General features: G+C 67.6%; 6 protein-coding genes and 3 pseudogenes. 3 read left to right on the plus strand and 6 right to left on the minus strand.

Annotated elements, in window-relative coordinates; all coding sequences use genetic code 11:
• A pseudogene (locus AB0L95_RS41565) lies at window positions 1-86 on the plus strand (IS630 family transposase); the annotation flags it as partial.
• Window positions 87-124: 38 nt separating this feature from the next.
• On the opposite strand, the pseudogene AB0L95_RS41570 reads toward AB0L95_RS41565, so the two are convergent.
• The 5 genes and pseudogenes from AB0L95_RS41570 to AB0L95_RS41590 form a co-directional block, all read right to left on the minus strand.
• A pseudogene (locus AB0L95_RS41570) lies at window positions 125-607 on the minus strand (transposase); the annotation flags it as partial.
• A gap of 7 nt (window positions 608-614) precedes the next feature.
• Window positions 615-1,034, minus strand: a pseudogene (locus AB0L95_RS41575) (ISAzo13 family transposase); the annotation flags it as partial.
• Window positions 1,001-1,588 carry a helix-turn-helix domain-containing protein gene (locus tag AB0L95_RS41580; protein WP_365171808.1) on the minus strand — a complete coding sequence of 196 codons (588 nt, stop codon included), beginning with the start codon at window positions 1,586-1,588 and terminating at the stop codon, window positions 1,001-1,003. The gene AB0L95_RS41580 and the pseudogene AB0L95_RS41575, both read right to left, overlap by 34 nt.
• A 68-nt stretch (window positions 1,589-1,656) precedes the next feature.
• Entirely contained in the window at window positions 1,657-2,151 is a 495-nt protein-coding gene (locus AB0L95_RS41585; protein ID WP_365171810.1) for a hypothetical protein, read from the minus strand.
• Between the two features lie 412 nt (window positions 2,152-2,563).
• Window positions 2,564-2,983, minus strand: a complete 420-nt coding sequence (locus AB0L95_RS41590) for a hypothetical protein (RefSeq protein WP_365171812.1) — start codon at window positions 2,981-2,983, stop codon at window positions 2,564-2,566.
• A 262-nt stretch (window positions 2,984-3,245) separates the two neighbouring features.
• Between AB0L95_RS41590 and AB0L95_RS41595 the strand changes: the two genes are divergently transcribed.
• On the plus strand, window positions 3,246-3,587 hold the full coding sequence (locus tag AB0L95_RS41595; RefSeq protein ID WP_365171814.1) for a hypothetical protein: 342 nt from the start codon (window positions 3,246-3,248) through the stop codon (window positions 3,585-3,587).
• A 438-nt stretch (window positions 3,588-4,025) separates the two neighbouring features.
• Here the strand turns inward: AB0L95_RS41595 and AB0L95_RS41600 are convergent, their stop codons facing one another.
• Entirely contained in the window at window positions 4,026-5,483 is a 1,458-nt protein-coding gene (locus AB0L95_RS41600; protein WP_365171816.1) for an MFS transporter, read from the minus strand.
• A gap of 261 nt (window positions 5,484-5,744) precedes the next feature.
• Here AB0L95_RS41600 and AB0L95_RS41605 point away from each other — a divergent pair, with 261 nt between their 5' ends.
• The gene (locus AB0L95_RS41605; protein ID WP_365171818.1) at window positions 5,745-6,158 is read left to right on the plus strand and encodes a transposase domain-containing protein; all 414 of its coding nucleotides are present in this window, start codon (window positions 5,745-5,747) and stop codon (window positions 6,156-6,158) included.
• The last annotated feature ends 67 nt before the right edge of the window (window positions 6,159-6,225 follow it).

Here is a 6,225-nt window from a genome sequence, read left to right on the forward strand (position 1 = left end):
ACCGCACCCACGGCGTCACCTACTTCCACGGCTGCTACTCCGTCGGCGACGACCGGCTGTGGGGCGTCAACCACCGCCGCAAAGGCACCGCCAACGATCGTGTCCCTTCTGGTGGTGCAGCCGATCATTGGGTGGGCGTGTTCGGGGTGTTGGGTAGTGCGGGGGCGCTTTCGGGGAGCTTGGCGGGGTAGATCTGGTCCATGCTGCCCTCGGGGAGGTAGCGGCGGGGGAAGGCGATCCACTCGTCGTGGAGTTCGAAAAGCACGGCGGTGACCAGCCGCAGAAGTGCGTCGTCGTTGGGGAAGACCTGGACGACGTCGGTGCGGCGCTTGACCTCGCGGTTGATCCGCTCCAGCGGGTTCGTCGATTGGATCTTCTTCCAATGTCGCTCCGGGAAGACTGCGAAGGCGGTCAGGTCGTCCTTCGCCTCCAGCAGCATCGCTTTGACCTTCGGGAACTGTGTGCCGAGCATGTCGGCGACGGTGTCGAGCTGGGTGCCGACCGCGTCGGCGGTGGGCTGGGCGAAGATCGTGCGAATCGTCGCCGCGACCATCTCTGCCGCATCCTTGTTGATCACGCCGAACACGTTGCGCAGGAAGTGAACCTGTATGGAATTAAGGTGCTGATTCTGTCGGCGTGTTGGGCTTCGTCGTGGTGCTGGCGAGGAGGGCTGCGGCAGTGCGGTGCGTGACAGGTGCCGGCGGGAAGGCTATTCCGTCCTCTTCCAACAGCGGGCGGACGTCGCGGAAGGCGTTCGTGAGGGTGCCCCTGCTGATCTGGAAGAGCTCGGTGAGGACTTCTCCGGTGCAGACCTTGCGGTCCATGAGGACGGTGGCCAGGACACGCTCGGCGTCGGTGATCTTCTGCCGGAACACCCCGGCACGGGTCCCGGGCTGGCGGTGCCCGCCGCGCTGTGTGAAGCGCCGTCGTTCGACCAGTGCGGCCTGCCGTTTCGAGAGTCGGTCGATCAGGGCATGGAGGTCGGTGCGGCTCATGCCGGTCAGTGCCGGGTCGGAGAGCTGTTCCGGCAGCGGGGGCCGGACTTCGGTGGGTGACATTCCGGTGTGCAGGAATGCCACCAGGTGGTCCGGTTTGGTGAACCGGACTGCGGAGAGCCCGACAGTGGTGCCGGTGTCGTCCAGCAGCCGGCGCGTGTCCGTTTCCACCGGAATCCGTCCCGGTGGAGCAACTCGGTCAGCCAGGCCGCCGAGATCCGCACGCCCCGTTCCGCGGCCAGCCAGTCACACAACGCGGCGGCAGTCCAGGTACGGCCCTGCTGGGCGGACTCGTCCAGCAGCGCGGCCAGCGCCTCGCGGTCCTCACGGGTGACCGAGGCTGGGCGGCCCGGGCGCAGAGCATCCGCCAGCGCGTCGAACCCGCCTGCCGCGAAGCGGTGGACCGCACCACGCACGGTGACCACGTTGCATTCGAGCAGGTCAGCCACCTCCGGCACTATCAAGCCCCGTCCCATCAGCCGTATGCACTCAAGACGCAGTCGGGTACCCGGCGCGAGATCACGTGCCCGCAAACGCTCCCGCACCTCGCGCTTCTGATCGGACGTCAACTCCACACGCAAGATCTTCGGCATGGGCACCCCCGTCCCGCCTCATACCCGAACCACAGCCCCACATCACCGAGACCGCTCAGTGCCCTCGGTCAAGACACTTCGAGTTCGGGCAAAGAGAAGTAACCGCTGATCGCCTCCACGATCCGCTCCTCGTTGTCATCCCTGTCGAGATCCGCCTGCGGCCCGATCAGATTCGCCGCCGTGAGGTCGGACAGCAGCAGGTCGGGCTCCTCGCCTACCCGGTAGTACGGAGTCTCGAAGCTGAAAGCGGTGATCAGGCGTCCATCTCGGTGGTACGCAAACGAGGGGCCATGGGCTTTGGCGATGCATGGTTCGGTCACGAAAACGACGAGTTCGCCGCCGTCCAGGCACAGCTGCTGGTAATCGGCAAGGTCATAGTCGCCGCTCTCCCAGCTGAGCATGTCGTGCATCATCACCCCCCAGTCGGTTCCCTTGCCGTACGCGAGTGGTATTCGCCGCACGGCGAGGAGTCGTTGCGTGAGCCCGTCCAGAGACATCCCCCGGAAGAAGACGACGTTGGTCTCCTCGTGGTGCGGGAGCGGGCCGTGTATCCAATGCGTCATACCGGGCACCGTAGAGGAACCCACTGACACGGCCGCACAGCCGCCCGCCGTCGTCAAGACAGGGCAGGTGGTCAGCGCCAGGGACAGGAGCATGTCCCTTGGTCGTGGGCTTGGGCGGCCAAAGATTCAGCACTCGACATCGCCGTAACCGCTTAGAACTGGCAGCGCACCGCGTGGAGTGTCTCTTTGCACGGTGAACAGGGGATTCCGGTGCCGGAGTGCACAGTGAGTCGTGCGACGGCATCTTCTTCTCCTCGACGAGGAGGTACGGGCGTGTCCAGCGGGCCCGCTCTCGAACGCCCAGATACAGCGGCGAAGCCACAGATCAACGGAGCCAGTCACCAGTTGCCGCGAGGTCGAACGGCGCCAAGCTGGACCTCGTGCCGGCATTCGCGGCGGTCCGGCAAGCCGCTCACACGGCGGCCTTCCCCCTCCGACCAGCTGAAGCCGCACAGCGCCGTGGGCCAGCGCGCTCGTAGTCATCGGAGGTGGCATGGGAGCCGTAGCCCCGAACGTTCCACGTGACCGTCGTCCCGCTGTCGTAGGGGGCACCGTCCGGCCAGTCGTACACGGCTTCGGTGGAGGTGCAGCGCATCCGGAGATCAGGGCCTTTCCACCGGGCACCCTGCCGCGCCTGAGCGGCGGCGTCGACGGCGTCGGCCAGGCGCTCGAAGGACAGGTCGTAGTCCTTCATGTGGCTCCAGCTGCCCGGCTCCTGCTTCCCGACCAGCGCACGGAACTCCAGCAGCAGCCGCTCCAGGTCGTGCCGCCCGACCCGCAGGGTGTCGCTCTCGTCGTCGTACGCGTCGTCGGGGGTGATCTTCACGGGCACCGCACTGCTCCTTATCCACGCACGCTGGTGGGCTGAGTGTGCCGAGACAGAGGGCGCCCCCGCACCCGGTGTCACGCTGTGAGATCTATAAGGCTCACAGCCTGTTTCCCCAGGTGGACGGGGTGAACTATGAGGCTGTGAGGGTGTGAGGTGGGTGGTTCAGCCGCCGCCTCCACCCCGTCCCACGGCACGCACCAGCTGCTCCGTGCCCGCGCTTCCACACGCCCTGGTGCGGCCCGCCGGCGCGCAGGACGATGGAGTCGTGGGCGAGCACGACCAGGACCACGAGCACGCCGTCGAACCGGCGCGGCCGCCGCTTACCGCGGCCCGCGCCCGGGAGATCACGGCCGGGCTGCGCGAAGCGATGGACGACGTCCGGCGCTCCGTGGCGGTGCTCGCCGCCCGGGTCCGCGACGCACACGCCGCCCGGGCGTGGCTGCCGCTCGGCTTCACCTCGTGGGAGACGTACAGCCAGGCGGAGTTCGGCATCAGCCGCGCGCAGGCGTACCGGCTCCTGGACGTCGCCCGCGCCCTGGCCGCCATCCACGACGCGGTCGCCGCCGGCACCGAGACGTCCCGCACGCTTTTCCAGCCTGTGCTGTAGCTGTTCGGGATGTCCGTGGTGTTCGTGACCACGGACATCCCGTGCTCGTTTGCCGACCGGCGCCGTGGTGTTCGCCATGTCCAGGCAGCTCGGCACGGAGGCAACGTGGCACGCAGGCTGTCAATCGGTCAGCTCAGGGTGCAGGAGGTCATCCACCGGGACGGGTGGCGGTCGTGCACGATCGTCCAGCCGACCGGTGGCGTACATGCGGGGGCCGAACGGTTCCTGTCGCAGCACGCGGGCACCGGGTCGGACCGGCCGTACGCGTACCTGCTCGTCGACCACCTGAGGTGGCTGGAGCACGAGGGGCTGGCCCCGGAGAGCGTCGGCTTCCGGGACCTGGAGCGGTACATGGGCGCGGTCGGGGCGAAGGTCGCCGCGCCGCTGAGGTCGCCGTGGCGGGTCGGCAAGCGCCCTTGCGCCGTGCCGTTTAGCCGATCACCGGCGGCCGATGGACGCAGTTTGAAGATCCACGCCGCGGTCCACCTCCTCGAACAATGCTGCCGCTCCGGCAGCGGTGTCCAAGGCCCACCGACCCGTGCTCAGCAGACCCAGGACCACGATGCCCAAGCCCAGCCCGAGCACCATCCACCAGATGCCGTGCTCCGCGCCGGTGAATGCCGTCCCGCCGCTGGGCAAGACCGATCCCACGATCGTTCCGGAGATCGCGACGCCCAGGGTGATGCCGGTCTGCCGGCCTGCGGAGGCCAGCGAGGCGGCCACCCCGGCCATCGAGCGGGGCATGCCGGAGACCGCTGTGTTGGTGATCGGGGGGTTCACGGTGCTCAGGAAGATGCCGAACAACAGGTAGGTCGCGAGCACGGCCGGCAGCGGGGTGTCCGGTCCGAGCCAGAGCGACGCTCCACCGCCCAGCGTCAGCGCGCCACCGGCAACCAGCAGCGGCAGCCTGGGACCTCGCGTGCCGACCAGCCGGCCGGTGAGCGGGGAGAGCACCACGACCAGTGCCCCAACCGGGAGCAGGCACAGCCCGGTCGCCAGCGCCGACAGACCGCGTACGTCCTGCAGGTACTGGGTGGTCACGAACAGGAATGTGCCGAACCCGCACAGAGCAAAGAGCGCCATCAGGATCGCCGAGCTGAACGGCACGCTGCAAAACAGGCGCAATTCCAACAGCGGGTCGACGCGGCGTGGTTCGTAGCCGAGGATGCAGAGTACGCCGAGCACGGCCACGGCGAGCAGGCCCAGGATGACCGGCGAGGTCCAGCCCAGCCGCCTGGACTCGATGATCGAGAAGACGACGCTGCCCAGTACCAGGATTATCAGGGTCTGGCCCACGGGGTCGAACCGGCGTGCCCGAGCAGCGCGGGACTCGGGGACAAACACTGCGGTGCACACGATCGCTGCGGCCACGATCGGCACGTTGATCCAGAAGATGGAGTGCCAGCCGAAGCCGTCGACCAGGGCGCCGCCGAGGATCGGGCCCAGCGCAAGCGACAGGCCGGTCATCGACCCGAACACGCCGATGGCCCTGGCCCGCTCAGCCGGGTCGGGAAATGTGGTGGCGACGATCGCCATCGCCACCGGGTTGAGCATCGTGCCGCCGACAGCCTGCAGCGCCCGCGCCCCGATCAGCCAGGGGAGAGTCGGCGCCAGGCCGCACAGCAGCGAGCCCAATCCGAAGGCGGCAAGGCCGACCTGGAAGATGCGCCGACGGCCGACCCGGTCAGCGGTGGACCCTGCCAGCACCAGGAAGCCGGCCAGCACCAGGGTGTACGCGTCGACCGTCCACTGCAGGCCGGACACCGAGGCGTGCAGATCGCGGCGAATTGACGGCAGCGCGACGTTGACGATGGAGATGTCCATCACCACGGCGATCACGCTGGCACAGCAGATCGCGAGCACCAAGAGTCGGCGGCGCCGACTGAGTTCAGGCATGCGGAATTCTCCCGTCGAGAAGGACTGCTGACAATCGGCAGTGAGCCTTTGCCAACTTGAGACGTGATCAGGTCAGTTGGTTCGACATATGAGTGAAGCCCCTGGTAGACGGGTTCACGACCAAGATCACCCGGTACCCACCAGAGCAACACCGTTGCGTTTGGATCTTGACCTGCTCGTCAAGGGGTGCGGGAACGAGGCAACGGGACTTCTGATAGATCAACTTGTTGCGAAGCGAGTCGATCATGCACTGGAGTCCCGTTGCAGGAGAAGTCTGTCATCGTCCGGACGATCGAGGCGGCCGGGGGTGTGTACGCGCCGGGCCATGTGGGCGAGTTGACACAGATCGTGGACTTCGCGCTGGTCGATGCGGTGCTGGAAGAGACCGGAACGCGGGAGAGACGGTTGCGGCTGCTGCCCTCGCGGGTGGTGGTCTACTTTGTTCTCGCGCTGGGCCTGTTCGAGCACGACTCGCACCGCACCGTGTGGGGCAAGCTGGTGGCCGGCCTGGAGGGCCTGGCCCTGGTGCGGCCCAGCGTCTCCTCGCTGTCGAGGGCACGGCGGCGGGTAGGGGTCGCTCCGCTGCGGCGTCTGTTCGAGACGCTGGCGGGACCCGTCGCCGCCCGTCACCAGGCCGGTGCATTCTACCGCGTCGTACTCCGATTGAACTCGTAGTCGCCCGAGGGGATGACGTTCCTTGATCCCTGCGGTACGCCATGGTGGTGAGGTATGCGCAGGCGGG

The organism is Streptomyces sp. NPDC052036, assembly GCF_040680495.1.
GTDB lineage: Bacteria > Actinomycetota > Actinomycetes > Streptomycetales > Streptomycetaceae > Streptomyces.

What these genes read in the sequence shown, in the direction of transcription:
- AB0L95_RS41580 (WP_365171808.1), bottom strand. Translation starts at nt 1,588, where the DNA reads ATGCCGAAGATCTTGCGTGTGGAGTTGACGTCCGATCAGAAGCGCGAG.
- AB0L95_RS41585 (WP_365171810.1), bottom strand. Translation starts at nt 2,151, where the DNA reads ATGACGCATTGGATACACGGCCCGCTCCCGCACCACGAGGAGACCAAC.
- AB0L95_RS41600 (WP_365171816.1), bottom strand. Translation starts at nt 5,483, where the DNA reads ATGCCTGAACTCAGTCGGCGCCGCCGACTCTTGGTGCTCGCGATCTGC.